Source organism: Streptomyces sp. NPDC107454 (assembly GCF_055582885.1).
Map to the genome: position 1 here is coordinate 133374 of NZ_JBVJPA010000001.1, position 24513 is coordinate 157886.

19 protein-coding genes are annotated in these 24513 nt (G+C 70.8%); 6 read left to right on the plus strand and 13 right to left on the minus strand.

Annotation, left to right across the window (positions count from 1 at the left end; genetic code table 11):
- Positions 1 to 23: 23 nt before the first annotated feature.
- The 6 genes from ACZ69M_RS00565 to ACZ69M_RS00590 form a co-directional block, all read right to left on the minus strand.
- Positions 24 to 410: a DUF937 domain-containing protein gene (locus ACZ69M_RS00565; protein WP_470045774.1), complete on the minus strand. Its 387-nt coding sequence runs from the start codon at positions 408 to 410 to the stop codon at positions 24 to 26.
- Positions 411 to 594: 184 nt separating this feature from the next.
- Positions 595 to 984, minus strand: coding sequence for a D-ribose pyranase (gene rbsD, locus ACZ69M_RS00570; RefSeq protein ID WP_470045775.1), 390 nt, complete (start codon positions 982 to 984; stop codon positions 595 to 597).
- Positions 981 to 1880: a ribokinase gene (locus ACZ69M_RS00575; protein ID WP_470045776.1), complete on the minus strand. Its 900-nt coding sequence runs from the start codon at positions 1878 to 1880 to the stop codon at positions 981 to 983. The genes rbsD and ACZ69M_RS00575 overlap by 4 nt, the downstream gene beginning before the upstream one ends.
- A gap of 99 nt (positions 1881 to 1979) precedes the next feature.
- Entirely contained in the window at positions 1980 to 3932 is a 1953-nt protein-coding gene (locus ACZ69M_RS00580) for an ABC transporter permease/substrate-binding protein (protein WP_470045777.1), read from the minus strand.
- Complete coding sequence (locus tag ACZ69M_RS00585) at positions 3922 to 5466, minus strand: sugar ABC transporter ATP-binding protein (RefSeq protein ID WP_470045778.1); 1545 nt, start codon at positions 5464 to 5466, stop codon at positions 3922 to 3924. Before ACZ69M_RS00585 ends, ACZ69M_RS00580 begins: the two co-directional genes overlap by 11 nt.
- Positions 5463 to 6497, minus strand: coding sequence for a LacI family DNA-binding transcriptional regulator (locus ACZ69M_RS00590; RefSeq protein WP_452966018.1), 1035 nt, complete (start codon positions 6495 to 6497; stop codon positions 5463 to 5465). The genes ACZ69M_RS00585 and ACZ69M_RS00590 overlap by 4 nt, the downstream gene beginning before the upstream one ends.
- Before the next feature lie 242 nt (positions 6498 to 6739).
- Here ACZ69M_RS00590 and recD2 point away from each other — a divergent pair, with 242 nt between their 5' ends.
- Both recD2 and ACZ69M_RS00600 read left to right on the plus strand, forming a co-directional pair.
- A complete protein-coding gene (gene recD2 / locus ACZ69M_RS00595; RefSeq protein ID WP_470045779.1) occupies positions 6740 to 9004 on the plus strand; it encodes an SF1B family DNA helicase RecD2 in 2265 nt (754 codons plus the stop codon).
- Between the two features lie 312 nt (positions 9005 to 9316).
- Positions 9317 to 10606: a citrate synthase gene (locus ACZ69M_RS00600; protein ID WP_054231840.1), complete on the plus strand. Its 1290-nt coding sequence runs from the start codon at positions 9317 to 9319 to the stop codon at positions 10604 to 10606.
- A gap of 580 nt (positions 10607 to 11186) precedes the next feature.
- On the opposite strand, the gene ACZ69M_RS00605 is transcribed toward ACZ69M_RS00600, so the two are convergent.
- From ACZ69M_RS00605 to ACZ69M_RS00620, 4 genes are all read right to left on the minus strand, one after another.
- Entirely contained in the window at positions 11187 to 13490 is a 2304-nt protein-coding gene (locus ACZ69M_RS00605) for a heavy metal translocating P-type ATPase (protein WP_470045780.1), read from the minus strand.
- A gap of 181 nt (positions 13491 to 13671) precedes the next feature.
- A complete protein-coding gene (locus ACZ69M_RS00610; protein ID WP_067370468.1) occupies positions 13672 to 13911 on the minus strand; it encodes a heavy-metal-associated domain-containing protein in 240 nt (79 codons plus the stop codon).
- A 64-nt stretch (positions 13912 to 13975) separates the two neighbouring features.
- Entirely contained in the window at positions 13976 to 14926 is a 951-nt protein-coding gene (locus ACZ69M_RS00615) for a PrsW family intramembrane metalloprotease (RefSeq protein ID WP_470045781.1), read from the minus strand.
- A gap of 130 nt (positions 14927 to 15056) precedes the next feature.
- Positions 15057 to 15743 (minus strand): TetR/AcrR family transcriptional regulator, encoded by a 687-nt coding sequence (locus ACZ69M_RS00620; protein WP_470046326.1) that lies wholly within the window; start codon positions 15741 to 15743, stop codon positions 15057 to 15059.
- A 574-nt stretch (positions 15744 to 16317) separates the two neighbouring features.
- Between ACZ69M_RS00620 and ACZ69M_RS00625 the strand changes: the two genes are divergently transcribed.
- Both ACZ69M_RS00625 and ACZ69M_RS00630 read left to right on the plus strand, forming a co-directional pair.
- Positions 16318 to 18591: an MMPL family transporter gene (locus ACZ69M_RS00625; RefSeq protein WP_470045782.1), complete on the plus strand. Its 2274-nt coding sequence runs from the start codon at positions 16318 to 16320 to the stop codon at positions 18589 to 18591.
- A 44-nt stretch (positions 18592 to 18635) separates the two neighbouring features.
- Positions 18636 to 19670: a zinc-dependent alcohol dehydrogenase family protein gene (locus tag ACZ69M_RS00630; RefSeq protein WP_470045783.1), complete on the plus strand. Its 1035-nt coding sequence runs from the start codon at positions 18636 to 18638 to the stop codon at positions 19668 to 19670.
- 113 nt (positions 19671 to 19783) lie between these two features.
- On the opposite strand, the gene ACZ69M_RS00635 is transcribed toward ACZ69M_RS00630, so the two are convergent.
- The 3 genes from ACZ69M_RS00635 to ACZ69M_RS00645 all read right to left on the minus strand — a co-directional run bounded on the left by ACZ69M_RS00635 (position 19784) and on the right by ACZ69M_RS00645 (position 22460).
- Positions 19784 to 19981: a helix-turn-helix transcriptional regulator gene (locus ACZ69M_RS00635; RefSeq protein WP_054231835.1), complete on the minus strand. Its 198-nt coding sequence runs from the start codon at positions 19979 to 19981 to the stop codon at positions 19784 to 19786.
- Between the two features lie 388 nt (positions 19982 to 20369).
- On the minus strand, positions 20370 to 21368 hold the full coding sequence (locus tag ACZ69M_RS00640; RefSeq protein WP_470045784.1) for a helix-turn-helix domain-containing protein: 999 nt from the start codon (positions 21366 to 21368) through the stop codon (positions 20370 to 20372).
- A 162-nt stretch (positions 21369 to 21530) separates the two neighbouring features.
- Positions 21531 to 22460: a sugar phosphate isomerase/epimerase family protein gene (locus ACZ69M_RS00645; RefSeq protein WP_470045785.1), complete on the minus strand. Its 930-nt coding sequence runs from the start codon at positions 22458 to 22460 to the stop codon at positions 21531 to 21533.
- A gap of 122 nt (positions 22461 to 22582) precedes the next feature.
- On the opposite strand from ACZ69M_RS00645, the gene iolC reads away from it, so the two are divergent.
- Both iolC and ACZ69M_RS00655 read left to right on the plus strand, forming a co-directional pair.
- Positions 22583 to 23566 carry a 5-dehydro-2-deoxygluconokinase gene (iolC, locus tag ACZ69M_RS00650; protein WP_470045786.1) on the plus strand — a complete coding sequence of 328 codons (984 nt, stop codon included), beginning with the start codon at positions 22583 to 22585 and terminating at the stop codon, positions 23564 to 23566.
- A complete protein-coding gene (locus ACZ69M_RS00655; protein WP_470045787.1) occupies positions 23563 to 24513 on the plus strand; it encodes a Cgl0159 family (beta/alpha)8-fold protein in 951 nt (316 codons plus the stop codon). The genes iolC and ACZ69M_RS00655 overlap by 4 nt, the downstream gene beginning before the upstream one ends.

Genomic DNA, 24513 nt, shown 5'->3' on the forward strand with positions numbered 1-24513 from the left:
CGGCGGCCGCTGTCACTTCCGGGTCACTTCTTGCGTGCCGCCCGCTTGCTGAGGACCGTCAGCACGACCGGAACGAGCATCTCGATGACACGGGTGACCGTGGCCACCGGGATGCCCGTCTTCTTGGCGACGGCGTTCGCGACCGGCTTGCTCACCCTGGCCAGCACCCCGGCCATCAGACCGCCGGTGGCGAACCCGCCCAGGGTGGACACGCCCTGGAGCGGGGCCTCCTCCTCGGGCGCCGCCGCGGCCTCCTCCTGTACGGGGCCGGCGAGTGCCGAGACCGTGGTCCCGACCACCTCGTGGGCGCCCGCCGTGTCGGTCCCCAGCAGCCCCGCGATCTCCTGGAGCTTGTCGTCGCCCAGTTCACCGAGCACGTCGTCCTCGAAGGAGGAAGCGGAATCACTCATACCGGAAAGCATCCCGAAAAAATCCCGGAAGGCCGTGCAACCCTTCCCGCAGCCCGCGTGTCGTACTTGGCATCAGGACTTCTGGAGGGGGATCTGGGGGGATCGCGGGGGTTCTGATGTCGGAGGGGAAAACCGAGGGGCCTGGTCGACGGACCGGGCCCCTCGAAGCATGTCGGGCACCGGGCTAGAAGAACACCCCGCACCGCAGCAGCACATTCGCGTACGGCCGTGCCTCTCCCGTGCGGACGATCAGTTTCGCGCCCGCCGACAGCGACTTCAGTTCCTCGTGGGAGACCGTCGACAGCGTGGGGAAGCGGGCGTCCAGCAGGACCGTCGCCTCCGGGTTCGCCCCGCGGACCTCGTGCGCGGCCGTGGCGCCCTCCACCACGAGTTCCTCCAGCAGCCCGTCGAGCACCTCGGCGAAGGACGGCACCCCGGCCCGGAAGGCCAGGTCCACCACGCGCGGACCGGCGGGGATGGGCATCCCGGCATCGCAGACGAGCACCCCGTCCCCATGGCCCAGCTCGGCCAGCGCGCCCGACAGATGGCGGTTCAGGATTCCGGCCTTCTTCACAGGGATGCGACCTCCTCGGCCGTCGGGAAGGACTCCTGCGCGCCGGCGCGGGTGACCGCCGCCGCACCGACCCGGGCGGCGTACGCGGCCGCCTCGGCGAGCGGCTCGTCGAGCCCGAGCCGCCACGCCAGCGCCGCCGTGAACGCGTCCCCCGCGCCCGTCGTGTCCACCGTCTCCACCTTCACCGACGGCACCCGCGCGGCGCCCTCGGCGGAGGCCACCAGCGCGCCCCGCGCGCCCAGCGTGATCACCACCGAGCGCGGGCCGAGGGCGAGCAGGGCGGACGCCCAGTCCTCCGGCGAGTCCCCGAGATCCGTGCCGACGATCACCCGTGCCTCGTGCTCGTTCACGATCAGCGGATCGCAGGCCGCGAGCACCTCGGCGGGCAGCGCGCGCGGCGGCGACGGGTTCAGTACGAAACGGCTGCCGGGAGCGAGATTCCGTACGACCTCCACGACCGTCTCCAACGGGATCTCCAGCTGCGCCGAGACCACGCGGGAGGCCGCCAGGAGGTTTCCGGCGGACCGAACGTCCTCGGGTGTGAGGCGGCCGTTGGCACCGGGCGACACCACGATGCTGTTGTCCCCGGAGGGGTCCACCGTGATGAGCGCGACCCCGGTCGGCGCCCCGCCGACGAGCACGCCCGCCGTGTCGACCCCGGCCGCCCGCTGCGTCTCGAGCAGCAGCCGCCCGTGCGCGTCGTCGCCGACCCGGGCCAGCAGCGCCGTACGGGCTCCGAGGCGGCCGGCGGCGACCGCCTGGTTGGCGCCCTTGCCGCCCGGGTGGACGACGAGGTCGGAGCCGAGCACCGTTTCGCCGGCCGCGGGCCGCCGCTCGACCCGGATCACCAGGTCGGCGTTGGCCGAGCCCACGACCAGCAGGTCGTAGTCGTACATGAACTTTCTCCCTATGAAGGTGAGTCGAAGCAACGGGGCGAGCCGCCCGGCGGCGCGCGGAGGTGGTCCGCGTCGCGCTGCCCGGGCGGCCCGCTCAGATCATCCGCCGAAGCCGGCCACATTCTCCTTCGTGACCACCTTCACCGGCACCATTACCGTCTTCTCGACCTTCTTGCCCTCGGCGGCGTTCAGCGCGTTCTGCACCGCGATCCGGCCGAGCTCCTTCGGCTGCTGGGCCACGGACGCGTACATCGTGCCGTCCTTGACCGCCTTCAGGCCGTCCGGTTCGCCGTCGAAGCCGATGACCGAGACCGACGTGCCGGCCTTGGAGCCGAGCGCCTTGACCGCGCCGAGCGCCATCTCGTCGTTCTCGGCGAAGACGCCCTGGATGTCGGGGTGCGCCTGAAGCAGGTTCGTCATCACGTCGAGGCCCTTGGTGCGGTCGAAGTCCGCGGGCTGCCGGGCGACGACCTGGATGCCCGGGTAGGCCTTCAGGCCCTCGGTGAAGCCCGCGCCGCGCTCACGGCTCGCGGACGTTCCGGCCAGGCCCTGAAGGATCACGATCTTGCCCTTGCCGCCCAGCTTCTCGGCCATCGCCTTGGCGCCGAGCTTGCCGCCCTCGATGTTGTCGGAGGCGACCAGCGCGGCCGTGTCGGCCTTGTTCACGCCCCGGTCCACGCCGACGACGGGGATGCCGGCCTTGTTCGCGGAGCGGACCGCCGGGCCCGCCGCGTCCGAGTCCACCGGATTGACGATGATCGAGCCGAGACCCGAACTGGTGAAGTTCTGGAGCTGGTTGGCCTGCTGCGAGGCGTCGTTCTGCGCGTCCGTGACCGTCAGGTCCACGCCGAGCTTCTTCGCCTCCTGCTGGGCACCCGACTTGATCTGCACGAAGAACGGGTTGTTCAGGGTGGAGAGGGACAGGCCCACCTTCTTCGTCGCCGACGAGGAGGAGCCGTTGTGCAGGAAGGACATCGCACCGACGACGGCCGCCGCGACCACGGCCGCGATGATGTACGTCGCCGCCTGTTTGCCCCTGCCGCCCGGCGCACCCGCCCCGGCGGCCACCGGAGTCGACCCGGCCTTGCGCCGCACCGTGTCCAGCAGCACCGCCAGCGCGATCACGACACCGATGACGACCTGCTGCCAGAAGGCGGAGACGGAGAGCAGGTTCAGACCGTTGCGGAGCACCGCGAGTATGAGGGCGCCGATCAGCGTGCCGGACGCCTTGCCGGTGCCGCCCGCCAGGGAGGCGCCGCCGATGACGACCGCGGCGATCGCGTCCAGCTCGTAGCCCTGCGCGGCCTGCGGCTGCGCGGAGGAGAGCCGGGAGGCGAGCACGATGCCCGCGGCGGCCGCGAAGAGACCCGACAGCGCGTAGATCGCGAGCTTCTGCTTCTTCACCCGCAGACCCGAGAGGCGCGCGGCCTCCTCGTTGCCGCCGATCGCGTACATGGAGCGGCCGATGTAGGTACGGCCCAGGATCAGGGCGGTGATCAGGCCCATGACGACCATCACCAGGACGGGGACCGGCAGCCAGCCGCCGAGGGTGTCACCGAGGTGCGAGACCGAGTCGGGGAAGGCGATCGGCGAGCCCTGCGAGATCACCAGGGACAGACCGCGGCCCACCGACAGCATCGCGAGCGTCGCGATGAACGGCGGCAGCTTCCCGTAGGAGATCAGGACGCCGTTGACCAGGCCGCACGCGATGCCGGTCGCGACCGCGAGGATCACCGCGATCCAGACCGGGACGCCCTGCGATGTCGCCATCCAGGCGAGGACGGTGGCGGACAGCGCGGCGACCGAGCCGACCGACAGGTCGATGCCCGCCGAGACGATCACGAAGGTCACACCGAAGGCGAGGATGGCGGTCACGGCCGCCTGGACGCCGATGTTGAGCAGGTTGTCCGTCGTCAGGAAGTCGCCGGACAGCGCCGACATCGCGATGACGAGGGCGATGAGCGCGGTGAGCGCCCCGTTGTCGAGCAGAAGGCGGCGGACCGCCGAGGCGCCACTCGCGCCCGTAGTGCTCTTGAGCGTGTCAGTGGCCACGGGAGCCCTCCACAGCGGTAACAGAGTTGGTGGTCGGTGTACTGACGGCGAGTGCCATCACGGAGTCCTGGGTCGCCTCGTCGGCGGACAGTTCGCCCGCGATCCGGCCCTGGGCCATCACCAGCACCCGGTCGCTCATGCCGAGCACCTCGGGCAGATCGCTGGAGATCATCAGGACGGCCGCGCCGGCGGCCGTCAGTTCGTTGACGAGCTGGTAGATCTCGACCTTGGCGCCGACGTCGATGCCACGGGTCGGCTCGTCGAGGATCAGCACCTTGGTGTCGGCCAGCAGCCACTTGCCGATGACGACCTTCTGCTGGTTGCCGCCGGAGAGCGTGCGCACGTGCTGGCCGAGACCGGCCATCCGGACGCCGAGCTGCTCGGCGATCCGCGCGGCGGCCGCCCGCTGGCCCTTGAGGTCGACGAGTCCGCCATGGGTCGCCGCCCGCATGGTGACCAGGCCGAGGTTCTCCTCGACGGAGGCGTCCAGGAGCAGCCCCTGGCCCTTGCGGTCCTCGGGGATGAGCCCGATCCCGGCCGCCATCGCCGCGTTCACGTCGTGCCGCCGCAGCGCGGAACCGGCGACCTTGACGGCCCCCTTGTCGTACGGATCGGCCCCGAAGACCGCTCGCACGACCTCCGTACGCCCGGCCCCCACGAGCCCCGCGATTCCGACGACCTCACCGGCCCGCACCTCGAAACTCACGTCGTGGAAGACCCCGTCGCGGGTCAGCCCCTCGACGGTCAGCAGGGTGGCCCCGGAGCCGCCGTCACCGGTGGCCCGCTCGCGCGGATACTGCTGCTCGATCGACCGCCCCACCATGAGCCGTACGAGCTCGTCCTCGGTGGTGGAGGCCGGGACCTGCCCGACGCTCTTGCCGTCCCGGATGACGGTGACGCGGTCCCCCAGGGCGGCGATCTCTTCCAGGTGGTGCGTGATGAAGACGATGCCGACGCCGTCCTCGCGCAGCCGGCGCACGATGGAGAAGAGTTTTTCGACCTCTTCGGAGGTGAGCACCGCGGTCGGCTCGTCCATGATCAGCACGCGGGCGTTCAGGCTCAGCGCCTTCGCGATCTCGACCATCTGGAGACGTGCGATTCCGAGTTCACGCACCCGCGCGCGCGGGGACACGCTGACACCCACCCGCTCCAGCAGTTCGGCGGCCTCGGCCTCCATCGTCTTCCGGTCGATCAGCCCGTAGCGGCGCGGCTGCCGCCCCAGGAAGATGTTCTCGGCGACCGTCAGATCGGGAACGAGGTTGAACTCCTGGTAGATGGTCGCGATCCCGAGGCGCTCGGAGTCCTGCGCACCGTGGATGCGCACCTCCTCGCCGTCGACGAGGACGCGCCCGGAGTCGGGCTGGTAGGCGCCCGAGAGCATCTTGATGAGCGTGCTCTTGCCGGCACCGTTCTCGCCGAGCAGCACATGCACCTCGCCGCGGCGCAGATCGAAGTCGACGCTGTCGAGCGCGACCACGCCGGGGAAGGTCTTTCGGATGCCCTCGATGCGCAGCAACTCGTCCTGGTTGCTCACGACTTGCTCCTGTTCGTTGCGGGGGAGTGCGGGGTGGGGGCCGGTTCGCCGCACGAGCGGCGGACGACGAGACGGGCGGCGAGGGTGACCGACTGCGGGGGGCGCCCCTCGATCCGGTCGACGAGCGCGCGTACGGCGGCCCGCCCCAGCTCGCCGGTCGGCTGGGCCACCGCGGTGATCGGCGGATCGGTGTGCACGAACCACGGGATGTCGTCGAACGCCGCGAGCGCGATGTCCTCGGGAACCCGCAGCCCGCGCGCGCGGACCGCGTCCAGCGCGCCGAGCGCCATCAGGTTGTCGGCGGCGAAGACGACCTCGGGTGGCTCGGGCAGGTCGAGGAAGCCCTCGGTGACCCGCCGTCCGCTCTCGGCCTGGAAGTCGCCCTGGCCTATGTAGGCGTCCGGGAGCGGCAGCCCGTGCTCGGCCATGGCCTCCCGGAAGGCCTCGACGCGCTCGCTGCCGGTGGTGGTCGCCGCGGGCCCCGCGATGATCGCGAGCCGGCGGTGTCCGAGCCCGTGCAGATGCGCCACGAGATCCCGGACAGCCGTCCGGCCGTCCGCCCGTACGACGGGCACGTCCACGCCCGGGATCCAGCGGTCCACGAAGACCATCGGCGTCCCCGCACGCGCGGCGTCCAGCATCCCGGGCGAGCCGCCGTCGGCGGGGGAGACGAGCAGCCCGTCGATCCGCCGGTCCAGCAGGGTCCGTACGTGGTGGTCCTGGAGGTCCGGCCGTTCATCGGCGTTGCCGATGATCACGCTGTAGCCGAGGGCGCGGGCCTCCTCCTCGACGGAGCGGGCCAGCTCGGTGAAGTACGGGTTGAGTACGTCGCTGATGACCAGGCCGAGGGTGCGGGTCTGATCGGTGCGCAGGGAGCGGGCGACGGCGTTCGGGCGGTAGCCCAGGGTCTGTACGGCGGCCAGCACGCGGGTGCGTGCGTCTTCGCTGACCGACGGGTGATCGTTCAGGACGCGCGAGACCGTGGCGACGGATACGCCGGCCTCGGCGGCAACGTCCTTGATGCTCGCCATCGCCGCTCCACCTCCTCGTGGAATCGATTACATGGAGGATTGGAATCGATTACACGAGCATTAATCAAGACCTCAACCACATGCCGAGATCGGATCGTGATGAATCGCGCTCGGATGAGCGGGGTGAGATGGGGGGCCGGCCGGAGGTGCCGGGACGATGGAGTGAGGGACGGGGCGAGCCCGTCTGGCGGGACGCCCCGCGATCCGTCCCGGCTGTCAGTCGTCACAGGTACCTTCGGATCATGTCCAATCAGGCGGGGAACCGGCAGGTGCAACTGGCGGTTGTCGAGGGCGTGCTCGAGCGGATCACGTACGCCAACGAGGAGAACGGGTACACGGTCGCGAGGGTGGACACCGGCCGTGGCGCCGGCGACCTGCTCACCGTCGTGGGTGCGCTCCTCGGCGCCCAGGTGGGTGAGTCGCTCCGGATGGAGGGCCGTTGGGGCTCCCACCCGCAGTACGGCAAGCAGTTCACGGTGGAGAACTACACGACGGTCCTGCCCGCCACCGTCCAGGGCATCCGCCGTTACCTCGGCTCCGGTCTGGTCAAGGGCATCGGCCCGGTCTTCGCCGACCGCATCACCCAGCACTTCGGGCTGGACACGCTCCAGATCATCGAGGAGGAGCCGAAGCGCCTCATCGAGGTCCCCGGCCTCGGCCCCAAGCGCACCAAGAAGATCGCCGACGCCTGGGAGGAGCAGAAGGCGATCAAGGAGGTCATGCTCTTCCTCCAGACCGTCGAGGTGTCGACGTCGATCGCGGTGCGCATCTACAAGAAGTACGGCGACGCGTCGATCTCGGTCGTCAAGAACCAGCCCTACCGCCTGGCCGCCGACGTCTGGGGCATCGGCTTCCTCACCGCGGACAAGATCGCCCAGTCCGTCGGCATCCCGCACGACAGCCCCGAGCGCGTCAAGGCGGGCCTCCAGTACGCCCTGTCGCAGTCCGCCGACCAGGGCCACTGCTTCCTCCCCGAGGAGCAGCTGATCGCCGACGCGGTGAAGCTGCTCCAGGTGGACACGGGCCTGGTCATCGAATGCCTGGCGGAACTGGCGGAGCCGACCGAGGACGAGGGCGAACCCGGTGGCGTACGGGAGCCGGGCGTCGTACGCGAGAAGGTCCCCGGTCCCGACGGCGGCCCGGACACGGTCACGGCCGTCTATCTGGTCCCCTTCCACCGTGCCGAACTCTCCCTCTCGGCCCAGCTGTTGCGTCTCCTGCGCACCACCGAGGACCGGATGCCCGGTTTCCACGACGTGGCCTGGGACAAGGCACTGACCTGGCTGAAGGGGCGTACGGGCGCGGAGCTCGCACCCGGGCAGGAGGAGGCCGTCCGGCTGGCGCTCACCAAGAAGGTCGCGGTGCTCACCGGGGGCCCCGGCTGCGGCAAGTCGTTCACGGTCCGCTCGATCGTGGAGCTGGCGCGCGCCAAGCGGGCGAAGGTGGTGCTCGCGGCGCCGACGGGCCGGGCCGCCAAGCGACTCGCCGAGCTGACCGGAGCGGACGCCTCCACCGTGCACCGGCTCCTGGAGCTCAAGCCGGGCGGGGACGCGGCGTACGACAAGGACCGGCCGCTGGACGCCGACCTGGTGGTCGTGGACGAGGCCTCCATGCTCGACCTGCTGCTCGCCAACAAGCTGGTCAAGGCGGTGCCGCCGGGCGCCCACCTGCTGTTCGTCGGGGACGTCGACCAACTCCCCAGCGTCGGCGCCGGCGAGGTCCTGCGCGACCTGCTCGCCGACCGCAGCCCCATCCCCTCGGTCCGTCTGACCCAGGTCTTCCGCCAGGCCCAGCAGTCCGGAGTGGTGACGAACGCGCACCGGATCAACTCCGGGCAGCACCCCGTCACCGACGGCATGAAGGACTTCTTCCTCTTCGTAGAGGACGAGACCGAGGAGGCCGGGCGGCTCACCGTGGATGTGGCGGCACGGCGGATTCCCGCCAAGTTCGGGCTGGACCCGCGCCGGGACATCCAGGTGCTGGCGCCCATGCACCGGGGCCCGGCGGGCGCGGGCACCCTCAACGGCCTGTTGCAGCAGGCGATCACGCCGGGCCGCCCCGACCTCCCCGAGAAACGCTTCGGCGGCCGGGTCTTCCGGGTCGGCGACAAGGTGACCCAAATCCGCAACAACTATGAAAAAGGGGAGAACGGCGTTTTCAACGGCACCGTGGGCGTGGTCACCTCGCTCGACTCCGAGGAGCAGCGTCTGACGGTGCTGACGGACGAGGACGAGGAAGTTCCCTACGACTTCGACGAACTCGACGAGCTGGCCCACGCGTACGCGGTGACGATCCACCGCTCCCAGGGCAGTGAGTACCCCGCGGTGGTGATCCCCGTCACCACCGGCGCGTGGATGATGCTCCAGCGCAATCTGCTCTACACGGCGGTCACCCGGGCCAAGAAGCTCGTCGTCCTGGTGGGCTCCCGCAAGGCGATCGGCCAGGCGGTCCGCACGGTGTCGGCAGGCCGCCGCCACACATCCCTCGGCTACCGCCTCACCGCCTGACGCCCCCCGGGATTTCAGGGGCGCGGGGAACCGCGCGACCCGCCCCCGGGGAGGGAACACCCGGCCCCCGGGGAGAGCGGGCACTCACCCTCGCCCAGGCATCACAAAAAATGATCGATCAAATGAGTCGCAAAGGTCACACAGCACTTCCGGAACCAGGGCGAAGGGGGGCAGGATGAGCAGGTTGGCGGCACTGAGTGCCGCCAATAGGCCCAATGGTCGACCCCGAGTGCACTCTCCAGGGCCAAATGGGGGATGGTAGAGACAGTCAGGGCACCTCGAAGAAGAGGCACAACGTCGGTGAGGGATGACGTGAGCGACAACTCTGTAGTACTGCGGTACGGCGATGGCGAGTACACCTACCCGGTGATCGACAGCACCGTCGGCGACAAGGGCTTCGACATCGGGAAGCTCCGCGCCCAGACCGGGCTGGTGACGCTGGACAGCGGGTACGGCAACACCGCCGCGTATAAATCCGCGATCACCTACCTCGACGGTGAGCAGGGCATCCTCCGGTACCGCGGCTACCCGATCGAGCAGCTGGCCGAGCGCTCCACCTTCCTTGAGGTGGCCTCTCTGCTGATCAACGGTGAGCTGCCGAACGTGGACGAGCTCTCCACCTTCAAGAACGAGATCACGCAGCACACCCTGCTGCACGAGGACGTCAAGCGCTTCTTCCAGGGCTTCCCGCGCGACGCCCACCCGATGGCGATGCTGTCGTCGGTGGTCAGCGCCCTGTCGACGTTCTACCAGGACAGCCACAACCCGTTCGACGAGAAGCAGCGTCACCTTTCGACGATCCGCCTTCTCGCCAAGCTTCCGACGATCGCGGCGTACGCCTACAAGAAGTCGATCGGTCACCCCTTCGTCTACCCGCGCAACGACCTCGGGTACGTCGAGAACTTCCTGCGCATGACCTTCTCGGTCCCCGCGCAGGACTACGAGCTCGACCCGGTCGTCGTCGCCGCGCTCGACAAGCTGCTCATCCTGCACGCCGACCACGAGCAGAACTGTTCGACCTCCACCGTGCGTCTGGTGGGCTCGTCGCAGGCGAACATGTTCGCGTCGATCTCCGCCGGCATCAGCGCGCTGTGGGGCCCCCTGCACGGTGGCGCCAACCAGTCCGTGCTGGAGATGCTGGAGGGCATCCAGGCCTCCGGCGGCGACGTCGACTCCTTCATCCGCAAGGTGAAGAACAAGGAGGACGGCGTCCGTCTGATGGGCTTCGGCCACCGCGTCTACAAGAACTTCGACCCCCGGGCGAAGATCATCAAGGCGGCGGCGCACGACGTCCTCTCGGCGCTCGGCAAGTCCGACGAGCTGCTGGACATCGCGCTCAAGCTGGAGGAGCACGCGCTCTCCGACGACTACTTCGTCTCGCGCAGCCTCTACCCGAACGTGGACTTCTACACCGGTCTGATCTACCGCGCCATGGGCTTCCCGACCGAGATGTTCACGGTCCTGTTCGCCCTCGGCCGCCTCCCGGGCTGGATCGCCCAGTGGCACGAGATGATCAAGGAGCCCGGCTCCCGCATCGGCCGCCCGCGCCAGATCTACACGGGCGTCGTCGAGCGCGACTTCGTCCCGGTCGAGGCTCGCTAGGCCCAAGGCGCCCGCAAGAAAAACGGAAAGCGCCCTGCTACCGGTCCCCCCACGGGCCGGCAGTCAGGGCGCTTTCCTTGTCCCGGTGCGGATTCCCCCCACGGGATCCGGCCGGGCGTCTGTGGACAGCGCCTGAATCGCTGCGAGCGTGCTGACGCGTTGCTCCCGGCCGACCGGGCTGACCGGACCGGCCGCGAGCAAAACGAGCAAAACTCTCTGTACTACTGCGGTGCTGATGTGCTGCTGGGGTGCGGTCTGCCGGGACCCGTACCGACGGGAGGGCCGCTCAAAGCTCCCCGCTGCACGTGCCCCGGCAACGCAGTTCCGGGAACGTCCCCCAAGACATCCCCAGATGTCAGAGACGCCCCCCAAGACGTCTCCGGCATCGCCAACTTAGACTCACGAACCCCTTCGATGGTTACGTTCGCATCACTGTGATCTGCGTCTCTTGCATATGTCCTGAAGATACGCAAGAGACTGATATGGCAAACCGAGACCCAAGCGTAAGGAAGATGCGCGAGCCTTGTGAAGAGCTTATGTGAGGCTCCCGTTGGACTCTAGGGGGACTCTTACTCCGTCGTCATGAGAATGTCCTGAGTCGAAGGCTGTTCGTCACCACGAACACCGACGAGAAGGCCATCGCGGCCCCCGCGATCATCGGGTTGAGGAGTCCGGCCGCGGCGAGCGGCAGCGCCGCCACGTTGTATCCGAACGCCCACACCAGGTTGCCCTTGATCGTGGACAGGGTCTTGCGTGACAGCCGGATCGCGTCCGCCGCCACCCGCAGATCCCCCCGGACCAGTGTCAGGTCGCTCGCCTCGATCGCCGCGTCCGTGCCCGTCCCCATCGCGAGGCCGAGGTCGGCGGTGGCGAGGGCCGCCGCGTCGTTCACCCCGTCGCCGACCATCGCCACGGTCCGCCCCTCGCTCTGGAGGCGCTTGACGACGGCGACCTTGTCCTCGGGCAGCACCTCGGCGATCACATCCCCGGGGTCGATGCCGACGGCGTGCGCCACGGACCGGGCGACCGCCTGGTTGTCCCCGGTGAGCAGGACCGGTGTGAGCCCCAGGCCGCGCAGTGCGCGCACCGCCTCGGCGCTGGTCTCCTTGATCGCGTCGGCGACGGTCACGACACCGAGTGCCACCCCGTCCCGGGTGACCACGACCGCCGTACGTCCCTCCGTCTGCGCCTCGGTCTTGGCGCGGGCCAGCGCCTCCGGGAGCTCGTCTTCGTGGAGCCGTCCCACCTGGATGTCGTGACCCTCCACGCGCCCGCGTACGCCGAGCCCGGGGACGTTCTCGAAGTGCTCCACCGGAGGGAGGGCGCCAGTCCGCTCCTGAGCGCCCGCGGCGATCGCGCGGGCCACCGGATGCTCGGAGGCGTGTTCCAGGGCGCCTGCGAGCCGCAGGAGCTCCTTCTCGTCGGTGTCGGCGACGACGTACACCTCCCGCAGGGTCATCCGTCCCGTCGTCACCGTGCCGGTCTTGTCCAGGACGACCGTGTCGACGCGGCGCGTGGACTCCAGGATCTCTGGGCCCTTGATGAGGATGCCGAGTTGGGCGCCACGGCCCGTGCCGACCATCAGGGCGGTCGGGGTCGCGAGACCGAGAGCGCAGGGGCAGGCGATGATCAGCACCGCGACGGCCGCGGTGAAGGCGGCGACCGTGTCGCCGGTGACGCCGAGCCACACCCCGAAGGTGCCGAGCGCGATCACCAGCACCACCGGCACGAAGATCCCGGAGATCCGGTCGGCGAGGCGCTGCACCTCGGCCTTGCCGTTCTGCGCGTCCTCGACGAGTCGGGCCATCCGCGCGAGCTGGGTGTCGGCGCCGACCCGGGTCGCCTCGACGACGAGCCGTCCGCCGGCGTTCACGGTCGCGCCGGTGACGCCGGAACCCACCGTCACGTCCACCGGCACCGACTCGCCCGTCAGCATGGCGGCGTCGACGGCGGAGGAACCCTCCACCACCGTCCCGTCGGTGGCGATCTTCTCGCCGGGCCGTACGACGAAGCGGTCGCCCGTCGCCATCCGCGCGACCGGGATACGGACCTCACGGCCGTCCCGCAGCACCGCGACGTCCTTGGCCCCCAGCTCCATCAGCGCCCGCAGCGCCGCTCCGGCCCGCCGCTTGGAGCGGGCCTCCAGGTAGCGGCCCAGCAGGATGAACGCGACGACACCCGCGGCGACTTCCAGATAGATCGTCGACGACCCCTCCGTACGCGAGACGGTGAGGTCGAACCCGTGCCGCATGCCCGGCATGCCCGCGTGTCCCCAGAACAGCGCCCACAGGGACCAGCCGAACGCGGCGAGCGTGCCGACCGAGACGAGGGTGTCCATGGTGGCCGCGCCGTGCCGCGCGTTGGTGAGCGCGGCACGGTGGAAGGGCAGCGCGCCCCAGACCACGACGGGCGCCGCTAGGGTCAGCGAGAGCCACTGCCAGTTGTCGAACTGCAGCGCCGGGACCATCGACATCAGGACGACGGGGAGGGCGAGCAGGGCCGACACGACGAGCCGTTCGCGCAGGGAGGCGAGTTCGGGGTCCTCGTCGGAGCCGACGGCGTCGGTGGCCCGTTCCGGCGTTTCGAGGCGCGGCGGCGGGGGTTCCTCGGCCGTGTATCCCGTCTTCACGACGGTGGCGATGAGGTCGGCGACCTGTACCCCCACGGGGTATGAGACCTTCGCCTTCTCCGTCGCGAAGTTGACCGTGGCGGTGACGCCGTCCATGCGGTTGAGCTTCTTCTCGACGCGGGCCGCGCAGGAGGCGCAGGTCATTCCGCCGATGCTGAGCTCCACCTCCGACGGCGCGGCTGTCGCGGTGGTCGGGGTGGTCGCGGTGGTCTGCGCCGTCTCGGCTATGGCCGGCTCGGGTGCTGCGGTGGTCATGGTCGGGCTCCAGGGAATGAGCCGGGCCGTACGGAGCCAGTATCAGCTGGTCGGTACGGCCCGGTGTGGAGAGCTGCGTGAAGTGCTGGGTGGCGCGGGGCGAACGGGTGGTGCGGGTGATACGGGCGATATGAGGAACTGGAAGGCGCGGGGAGCGACTGCTGAGTGCGGGGCCGGTGACTCAGGCCTGGCCGGCGAGCTCGAAGCCCGCCTCGTCGACGGCGGCGCGCACGGCCTCCTCGTCGAGCGGCGCCGCGGAGACCACGGTCACCTCGCCGGTGGCGGCGACGGCCTTGACCGAGGTGACCCCGGGGATTTCGGAGATCTCGCCGGAGACGGAGCCCTCACAGTGCCCGCAGCTCATTCCGCTCACCTGGTAGACGGTCGTGACGGAACCCGGGGTGTCGGTCTGCGTGGTCATGGCGTACTCCTCGTCGAGGCGTGTGAGGTTCGGGTGACTTGCTCAGGTGACCAACACTATACCCCTAGGGGGTATTTCTCCAAGCAAAGTCGCGGCGTGTCAGAGAACGCACCCAGCCGACCCCCGCGAGCGCCACGATGATCAGGCCACCCACCGAGAACAGCGTGAAGAGATGTTTCTGCTCGTCGGTGGGGCCCTGGAGGTACCCCAGTCCGAACAGCGTCCGGTCGAGCCCCGTCGTGGTCAGCCGCGCGACCAGCCAGAGCGCGATGCCGTGTGTCGAGTCCCACAGGGCGTGCAGCAGCGACACGCCGGCGTAGGTGCCCGCGACCGGGCCGGCGTACTGGAAGCGCCCGTGCGGGTGGCGGTACGTGAGCAGCACCGCTCCCGTGATCGCCGTCCACAGGCCGTGCCCGAAGGGGGTGAGCAGTCCGCGCAGGATCTCCGTCTCCAGCAGAGCGCGCAGATCCAGTCCCTTGAGGGAGGCGGCGGCGTTGAACGCGTACCCCGCGCTCTCCAGCGCCGCGAAGCCGAAGCCGACGCTCGCGCCGAGCACGAGGCCGGCCCGCAGTCCCCGGAGCCGGGGGTGGCGGCGCAGGACGAACGCCAGCGCGGTCAGCTTCGCCGCCTCCTCGACCAGTCCGACGCCGACGCACCTCGACGGCGAGGGGTGGAGCAGGTGGTTCTCCATCACCGACGCGCCCAGCACTCCGAGGGTCCCGCCGGTCAGGAAGCAGCCGAGGATCACCTGGACACCGAGGTCGCGGCCGTGACGCTCGTACGCCCAGAGCGTGAAGACGACGGGGGCCAGGAAGCTGCCGAGCAGGATCAGGGTGGGCAGCAGTGTGGTGTTCCTCGTCGTGTACGTGACGATCGCCGTCAGCGTCCAGAGCGCGAGCCCGCCGCCCAGGCAGCGTCGCCACAGTCCGCTGCGGATCTGGGGGTACGACGGTGGGGGCTGCTGGGGTCCGGGAATGCGGGCCCGGGGCGCGCCGGGCGGCTGATTCTGGGTCACGGCTTGCCCCTTGGGCTCGGTCTGATTTATCCGAACCTTATGGCACATGTCTGCTTTGTCGCAGTATGGGGTACTCCACCGCGGCCGGGGCGCGAGTGGCCGCGCTCGACGACCGGGTCGCCGTGCGTGGTCAGGGGGTTGGGGCCGTGAACTCCGCGGCGCCGGTGGTGAGGTCCGCCGGGGTGAGTGTTCTGTCGCGGATCATCGGCTCCAGGTAGCGGAGCAGGACGTCCTTCAACTCTCGGATGTACGCCTCGCGCTCGGCTCCCTGGTTCGAGAGGACCAGCTCCAGGCCGGCCTTGTAGATGCCCAGGCACACGTGTGCGATGCGCGTGACCTCGGTGGCGGGTGCGTCGGACATGAGGGAGGAGAGCAGCCCCTCTATCCGCGAGATCAGGGTCGCGTGCAGGGCGTCGTGCTCCTCGGCGATCCGGCCCGGGATGTCGGGGCCGTGCATCAGTGCGAAGAACACGGGGTGATCGCAGTTGAAGGCGATGAACCGGTCGACCGCGGCGCCCACGGCCTCCTTCAGCGGGGTCGCGGGGTCGACCGGGGCCAGCGCCGCGCCGTACGTGTCGCGCATCTCGTGCATGAGCCGGTCGCCCAGTTCGATCGCGATGGCCTCTTTGTTCGGGAAGAACTGGTACAGCGTGCCCGGTGAGACGCCCGCCTCGCGGGCGATGGCGTTGGTGCTGGCGGCGGTGTAGCCAGTAGTGCAGAAGACGGAGGCGGCGGCCTCCAGCAGCTGGGCGATCCTGCGCTCGCCGCGGGCCTGCCGTCGGCGGGGCCGCTCGTCGGCCGTCTGCGCGTCGGTCATCTGTGCGTCGGCGGTCCGTGCGTCGACGGTCTGTCTGTCGGCGGTCTGCGCGTCGGCGGTCCGCTGTGTCTCGGGCTTGTCGGGCACGAGTTATCCCCAGCTCTCCGAACGTGATTGACAAACACGAGCGGTCGCTCGCATTCTAGTGAAACGCGAGCGATCTCTCGTGTTTGCCATTCTATGGCAATGGTCGACCCCTGCCGCCTGCGCACACGACCGAATGGTTGGACGGACGCCGCCGCGCGGACAGGGGTCACGGTGAAGGGGACACCGCACGATGACCGAAGTCAACAGCGCGGATGACGGCCACGGGAGCGGCGCGGGGCGCGGGCGGGGCGCGAGCGTCGACGCGAGCGCGGGCGACGAGCCGCAGGTGGGCGGAGGCCCGCCGGAGAGCGGAAGTCCGCCGGGGAAGAGCGGTCCGCGAGCGAGTGGCGGCCGGCGGGCGGGCGACGGCAGAGGGGTGAGCGACGGTCAACGCGTGAGCGGTGACCGAGGGGAGAGCGACGGTCAACGGGTGAGCGGTGGCCCGCGAACCGGTCGCGGTGTCCGGGTCGGTGGCTGGACCCGGTTCGTGACCGCGCGCCCCCGGCTCTCCCTGCTCGTCGCGCTGCTGCTCACCGCGCTCGCCGTGGTCGCCGGCAGTGGGGTCGCCGACCGGCTGGGCAGCGGTGGCTGGCAGGACCCGACCGCCGAGTCGACGTACGCGACCAAGGCGCTGGAGCGGGAGTTCCCCGCCTCGCAGCCCAATCTGCTGCTCCTGGTCGACTCGGGGCGTGCCACGGTCGACGCTCCTTCGGTCGCGGCCGAGGCGAAGCGGCTCGCGGCGCGGCTCGCCGGCGAGCGGGGCGTCACGGGGGTCGGTTCGTACTGGGCGTCGGGCGCACCGGCGCTGAAGGCGCAGGACGGCCACGAGGCGCTGATCGCCGCGCGCATCACGGGTGACGAGAAGACGGCGAGCGAGACCCTGGACCGCCTGGCGCCCTCCTACCGAGGGGCGCACGGGCCCGTCGAGGTCAGGGTCGGCGGCCCGGTCGCGGTGCAGCACGAGATGCAGACGACCATCCGCGAGGACCTGACCCGGGCCGAGATGATCGCCCTGCCGGTGACCCTCGTGCTGCTGGTGATGGTCTTCGGCAGCGCGATCGCGGCCCTGCTGCCGCTCGGCGTGGGCATCGTCGCGATCCTGGGCACGAACGCGATACTGCGCGGCCTCACCGAGTTCACCGACGTCTCGGTCTTCGCGATGAACCTCACCACGGCCCTGGGACTCGGCCTCGCCATCGACTACGCCCTGTTCATCGTCCGCAGATTCCGCGAGGAACTGGCCAAGGGCGCCGTGCCTTCCCCGAGCTCTCCCGCGCGCTCGAACAGGGAAGACGCCATTGCGGCCATCGCCACGACCCTGCGCACTGCGGGCCGCACGGTCCTCTTCTCCTCCCTCACGGTCGCCGTCTCCCTGGCCGCGATGCTGCTCTTCCCGCAGTACTTCCTGCGCTCCTTCGCCTACGCGGGCATCGCCGTGGTGCTGCTGGCCGCGGCCGCCGCCCTGGTCCTGCTCCCGGCGGCGCTGGTGCTGCTCGGCCACCGGGTGAACTCACTGGATCTGCGTCGCCTGTTCCGGCGTGGAAGGCCGGCGGCGAGCGCGGACGGGGCCGCCTGGGGACGCATGGCCTCACTCGTCATGCGCAGGGCGCCGGTCTTCGCCGTCGCCACCACCGTCGGGCTGATCGTGCTCGGACTGCCGTTCCTGGGCGTGAAGTTCGGCACCGCGGACGACCGCCAGCTGCCCTCGGGCGCCGAGTCCCACGTCGTCCAGCAGCACATACGGGACGGCTTCCCGGGCAGCCCCGGTGGCGCTCTGGAGGTGCTCGCGGAGGGCCGGGCGACCGAGGCCCAGTACACGGCCTACAAGGACCGGATCGCCGCGCTGCCCGAGGTGCTGCGGGTGGACGGGCCCCTGGCGCAGGGCGACTCGGCCTACTTCACGGTGCTGCCGAAGGGCGAGGCCGTCGGCGACGGAGCCCAGCGGCTGGTGCGCGAACTGCGGGCGACACCGGCCCCGTTCGACACGGCGGTGACCGGCACGGCGGCGGTCCTGGTCGACTCCAAGCACGCGATAGCCGACCGGCTCCCCTGGGCCGCGGCCTTCATAGCGATCGTCACCCTGCTCCTGGTCTTCCTCCTCACCGGCAGTGTGCTGATCCCGATCCAGGCGGTGCTGCTCAACGCGCTCAGCCTGACGGCGATGTTCGGCGCGGTGGTCTGGGTCTTCCAGGACGGCCATCTGTCGGGCCTGCTCGGCTTCACCAGCCCGGGATCGATAGAGACGACGCTTCCCGTCCTCATGTTCTGCGTCGCCTTCGGCCTCTCCATGGACTACGGAGTCTTCCTGCTCTCCCGGATAAAGGAGGAGTACGACCACACGGGCGACCATCGGGAGGCGGTCCGCTTCGGCCTCCAGCGCACCGGCGGACTCATCACCGCGGCCGCGGTCATCCTCGCCGTGGTGATGGTCGCGATCGGCACCTCACGCGTGACCAATACCAAAATGCTCGGCCTGGGCATCGCGCTCGCCGTGCTGATGGACGCGATGGTCGTCCGCAGCCTGCTGGTCCCGGCGGTCATGCGCCTCACGGGCCGCGCGACCTGGTGGGCACCGGGGCCGCTGCGGCGCTTCCACGACCGGTTCGGACTGAGCGAGGGGGAGGCGCAGCCGGACGGCACCGGGCAGGCGGACGACGCGGCGCACGACGGGGAGGACGACCGGCAGCACGACAGGGTGGGCGACCCGGAGGGCGGCAGGGAGGACGACCGGGAGCGGGACAAGGTCGAGGCGCGCGGATAGCGTTCGCTCCGGAAGGGTGATCTTCGGGCGGAGGGGCGAGACGCATGCGGGCAGTGGTGTTCGAGCGGTACGAGGAGCCGGCCGAGGTGCGCGAGGTGGCGGACCCGGTGCCCGCGGAGCACGGGGTGGTGGTGCGGGTCGAGGCCACGGGGCTGTGCCGCAGCGACTGGCACGGCTGGATGGGGCACGACCCGGACATCACACTCCCGCACGTGCCGGGCCATGAACTCGCGGGGACCGTCGAGGCGGTCGGCGCGCGGGTGACCGGCCGGCGCCCCGGCGACCGGGTCACCGTCCCGTTCGTCTGCGCCTGCGGGACGTGTCCCTCCTGTGCGGCGGGTGACCAGCAGGTGTGCGAGCGGCAGACCCAGCCGGGGTTCACCCACTGGGGTTCCTTCGCCCAGTACGTGGCACTCGACCACGCCGACGTGAACCTGGTGGCGGTGCCGGACGAGCTGTCCTTCGCTACGGCGGCGTCGCTGGGCTGCCGGTTCGCCACGGCGTTCCGCGCGGTGGTCGCGCAGGGCCGGGTGGCGGCGGGGGAGTGGGTCGCGGTGCACGGCTGCGGAGGCGTGGGACTGTCGGCGGTGATGATCGCGGCGGCGGCCGGGGCGCGGGTCGTGGCCGTGGACCTCTCACCCCAGGCCCTGGACCTGGCACGCAAGTTCGGCGCGGTGGAGGTCGTGGACGCCTCGCGGGCCGGAGACACGGCGGCGGCGGTCCGGGAGCTGACCGGCGGCGGTGCCCATCTCTCCCTCGACGCGCTCGGCTCCCCGGTCACCTGCGCGGCCTCGGTGAACGGTCTGCGCCGCCGGGGGCGCCACGTCCAGGTCGGTCTGCTGCCCGAGGACCCCGCGGTTCCGATGGCGCGGGTGATCGGCCTCGAACTCGAACTCCTGGGCAGCCACGGCATGCAGGCACACGCCTACCCCCGCATGCTCGAACTGGTCCGCGCCGGGGTCCTCCGCCCCGACCTCCTGGTCACCTCCGCCATCCCGCTGGACGCGGTCCCCGCGGCCCTGGCGGCGATGGGGACGGCGCCGGGGGCGGGGGTGACGGTCATCGAACCGTGGAGCTGAACCCGGCCAGGGGCTGTGCCCCGCACCTCGGCGAGGGGCGGGGCACAGCGCGTGGGCGCGGCGCGCGGCGCGTGGCGCCGTGAGTGCGTGTGGCGAGCGGGGCGGGGCGCGGGTCAGTCTCTTCGACCGCGGTTTCCGGGGCGGGAGGCGACCCAGGCGCGGACGGTGTCCGCGTACCAGTAGGGCTTCCCGCTCTCCACGTGGTCGGGCGGCGGCAGCAGTCCGTGCTTGCGGTACGACCGCACGGTGTCCGGCTGCACCTTGATGTGCGCCGCGATCTCCTTGTACGACCAGAGCCTACGGTCGGTCATGAGTGGCACCTCCCTGCGCGCGCCGCGGCGGCGGCCGGGGGGTGGCCGTCGGGGGAGCCGGGTGCTGCGCTGGCGATCACAAAGCCTGCGCCCGTTGAACGACACAGAGTGACCGCAGGACAGGGCCTGTTGGCCGGGTGTGACGCAAGACCCGCGTACACGCGACATGTGTGACAGGGCGGTGGTTTTTGTGACACGCGTGAGGCATTCGCGCCGAGGGGGCCGTCGGGACGTATGCGCGTCGGGGGCCGTTGGCGGGACGGGTGTGCCGTGCGTACGTGAGCGGTGGGCCGGACCTGCTCCAGGTCCGGCCCACCGGCTCCCCGCATCCCCCTCGGAAGGCGTCCGCATCCCCCGTCGGATCAGCCGCCGGAAGTTCAGCCTGCAATCAACGGAGGCCACCGGTCTTGGAAAAAATCGCACTCCGGTCACTTTGATCGCTCCGGTCGGGGGAGAGCACCAGGCTGGTCGCCTCCCCGGCCATCCGATCGGCCCCCGGCGGACCGGGCCGTGGAACCGGCTGAGCTTCGCGGGCCGCCGTGAACTCCCGTGGTGTGCACCCCGTCATCGCCCGGAACTCGCCGCTGAGATGGGCCTGGTCGTAGAACCCGCAGGCCGCTGCCGTCTCCGCCTGTGAGCGTCCCGCGGCGAGCAGTCGGCGGGCCCGTTCCAGGCGCAGCACCCGGGCCGCCGCCTTGGGGCCGAGCCCGATCTGCTCCCGGAAACGATTCTCCAACTGCCGTACGCTCCAGCCGACGTCCTCGGCGAGCCGGGCCACCGGTATCGCACCCCAGGTCCGTTGCAGCTGCGTCCACGCCCGCACCACCCGTGCCGAACCGGGCGTCCCCGCCGAGCGCCAGCGTACGAGGACGTCGTCCAGCAGTTCGAAGCGTGCCGGCCATCCCGGCAACGCGGCCAGCGCGGCGGAGAGTTCGCCGACGCTCCGCAGCCGGTTCCCGCCTGAGGCCGCCTCCCGCGAGCCCAGCACATGGGGGAGCTCGTCGGGATCCAGGGCGCGGTCGGCGAGTTCGTACTGCGGTGTGCCGAAGAGTGTGAACGCGGCCCAGGGGGCGAGCAGCACCTCGATGCCCGCCAGCCGTCCGTCGTGTTCGCCGACGGCCGCGGTGGTGGCCGGTCCCGAGAACACCGACCTGAGGGTGACCGGGGGACGGCCCACGCGTGAGATGCGCAGGGGCTGTTCGAAGCCCAGCAACAGGGTCGCCGCGCCGATCGGCGCCTCCAGCCTGCGCCGCGGCCGGTCGAGCGCGAGCCGGATCCCGCGGTAGCTGATCACCCCGGGCCGCAGTCGTGGATGGGGCCGTGCGAGGGCCGTCTCCCAGGCACCGCCGGGACCGTGCCCCGCCCGCGAGACGATGCGCGTCACCATCGGCCCTCCTGTCGCCGCCCGCACCCGGGGAACCCCCATGGTGCAACGCGGCACGGCGACGCCGGAAGGCCCGCCGAGCCCCGGGCTCTCGACGGGCCCCACGGCCCCCCCCCGCGGAGGGTCAGGCTCCGCGGGACGCTGTGAAGCGGTCACATCGGACGGTCAGGCCCCGCAGGACCTCAGGAACGCCCGGGTGCGCCGGGCGATGGGCAGCGGCTTGTCCGGCGGGCACGGGTACATGTCCTGCTCGACGATGGCGAAGAGTTCGACGTCGAGCTTCTGGGCGGCGGCGAGGACGGGTTCGAGCGCCGGTACACCGGACGGCGGTTCGCACATCACGCCCTTGGCCACCGCGGGCCCGAACGGCACCTCGTTCGCCCGCACCTCGGCCAGGACCAGCGGATCCACCTGCTTGAGGTGGAGGTAGCCGATGCGCTCCCCGTAGGTCTCGATGAGCTTGACGCTGTCGCCGCCGCAGTACGCGTAGTGGCCGGTGTCCAGGCACAGCGACACCAGGGAGGAGTCGGTCGCGTCGAGGAAACGCGTGACGTTCTCCTCGCTGTCGATGTGCGTGTCCGCGTGCGGGTGGACGACGATCTTCAGCCCGTAGCGCTCCCGCACCTCATGGGCGAGCCGCTCGGTCTGAGCGGTCAGATTGCGCCACTGCGTCGGCGTCAGCGCGCTGTCCTCCAGCACCTCGCCCGTCTTGTCGTCCCGCCAGAACGCCGGGATGACGACGAGGTGCTCGGCGCCCATCGCCTGGGTGAGCGCGGCGATGTCCGAGACGTGCGCCCAGGTGGCGTCCCACACCTCGGGACCCCGGTGGAGTCCGGTGAAGACGGTGCCGGCCGACACGGTGAGCCCGCGCCGCGCGGTCTCCTCCTTGAGCACCGCCGGATCCGTGGGCAGATAGCCGTAGGGGCCCAGCTCGATCCACTCGTACCCGGACTGCGAGACCTCGTCGAGGAAGCGCTGCCAGGGGACCTGCTGAGGGTCGTCCGGGAACCAGACGCCCCAGGAGTCCGGAGCCGAACCGATCCGGATGCGGGACAGTGAGGACTGAGGTGATGCCTGCGGTGACAACGACGTCATGGGCGTCAGCTTCGGGCGGCACGAGGGAGGTGTCAAGGCCTGGTCCGAATGTCCGGACAAACTGTTGACAGGGCTCCCCGCGCGGCGCTAGACCTTGGGGGAGCCGAAGCGAAGGGAACTCGATGGCGTACGACCTGATCACCATGGGGCGGATCGGTGTGGACCTCTACCCGTTGCAGACGGGGGTCCCGCTGGCGCAGGTGACGTCCTTCGGGAAGTTCCTGGGCGGCTCGGCGACGAACGTCGCGGTGGCCGCGTCCCGGCTCGGACGGCGTACGGCGGTGATCACGCGCACCGGTGACGACCCCTTCGGCGCGTACCTCCACGAGGCGCTGCGCGGCTTCGGCGTGGACGACCGCTGGGTCACCCCGGTCGCCGGGCTGCCCACCCCGGTGACTTTCTGCGAGATCTTCCCGCCCGACGACTTCCCGCTGTACTTCTACCGGCAGCCCAAGGCCCCAGACCTGGAGATCGACGCGCACGACCTCGACCTGGACGCCGTCCGTGAGGCGCGCATCTTCTGGGTGACCGGGACCGGCCTGAGCGAGGAGCCCAGCCGGACGGCGACGCTCGCCGCGCTCGCCCACCGCGCCAAGTCCGCCACGACGGTCTTCGACCTCGACTGGCGGCCCATGTTCTGGAACAACACAGCCCGCAACAGCACGGCCGGGAAGGACCCCGAGGACTCCGCCCGGGCCTTCTACGCCGAGGCCCTGCGCCACACCACCGTCGCCGTCGGCAACCTCGACGAGGTCGAGATCGCCACCGGTGTCCGCGAACCGCACGCGGCGGCCGAGGCCCTCCTCAAGGCGGGCGTCGAACTCGCCGTCGTCAAACAGGGCCCCAAGGGCGTCCTCGCCGTCCACCGCGACGGCACGTCGGCCGAGGTCCCGCCGCTCCCGGTGACGGTCCTCAACGGCCTCGGCGCCGGTGACGCGTTCGGCGGTTCCCTCTGCCACGGCCTGCTCGCCGGCTGGGACCTTGAGCGGATCATGCGGCACGCCAACGCGGCCGGTGCCATCGTCGCCTCCCGGCTGGAGTGTTCCTCCGCGATGCCGACCCCCGAAGAGGTCGAGGACGCGCTCACGGCGGGAGCGGTCCGATGAGGGCGGGACGCGTGGGACACGAGGGCGGAGACACCGTCCTGCCCCCTACTCCCTCCGCGCCGCTGGGCACCGTCGACGCGGCGGAGCTCGTCCGGCTGCGCGCCCACCGCCCCGAAGCCATCGCCGAGGCCGCCGCGCGCCGCCGGCGCCGCCCCCTCGTGGGCGACAACGGGCGGCTGATGATCATCGCCGCGGACCATCCGGCCCGCGGAGCGCTCGCCGTCGGCGACCGCAAGTTCGCCATGGCGAACCGTGCCGACCTGCTGGAGCGGCTCTGCCTCGCGCTCTCCCGCCCCGGCGTCGACGGCGTCCTCGCGACCGCCGACATCCTCGACGACCTGCTGCTCCTGGGCGCCCTCGACCGCAAGGTGGTCCTCGGCTCGATGAACCGCGGCGGCCTCCAGGGCGCCTCGTACGAGCTGGACGACCGTTTCACCGGCCACCGTCCGCAGGACATCGAGCGGCTCGGCTTCGACGCGGGCAAGCTGCTGCTGCGCATCGACTACGACGATCCGGGCTCGCTCAACACCCTCGAGTCCACCGCCCGCGTGATCGACGAGATGGCGGAGCGTCATCTCCCGGTCTTCGTCGAACCGTTCCTCAGCCGCCGCACCCCCGAGGGCAGGCTGGTCAACGACCTGAGTGCCGAGGCCGTCATCAAGTCCATCGCCATCGCCAGTGGCCTGGGCGGCAGTTCGGCGTACACCTGGCTGAAGGTCCCCGTCACCGACAACCCGGACGACATGGCCCGGGTCATGGAGACCTCCACCCTGCCCGCCGTCCTGCTCGGCGGGGATGTCGGCGAGGACCAGGAGAGCGCGTACGAGAAGTGGCGCGGCGCGCTCCAACTGCCCACCGTGCAGGGTCTGGTCGTCGGCCGCTCGCTGCTCTACCCGGCCGACGGGGACGTGACCGCCGCGGTGGACACCGCCGTAGGACTGCTGTGA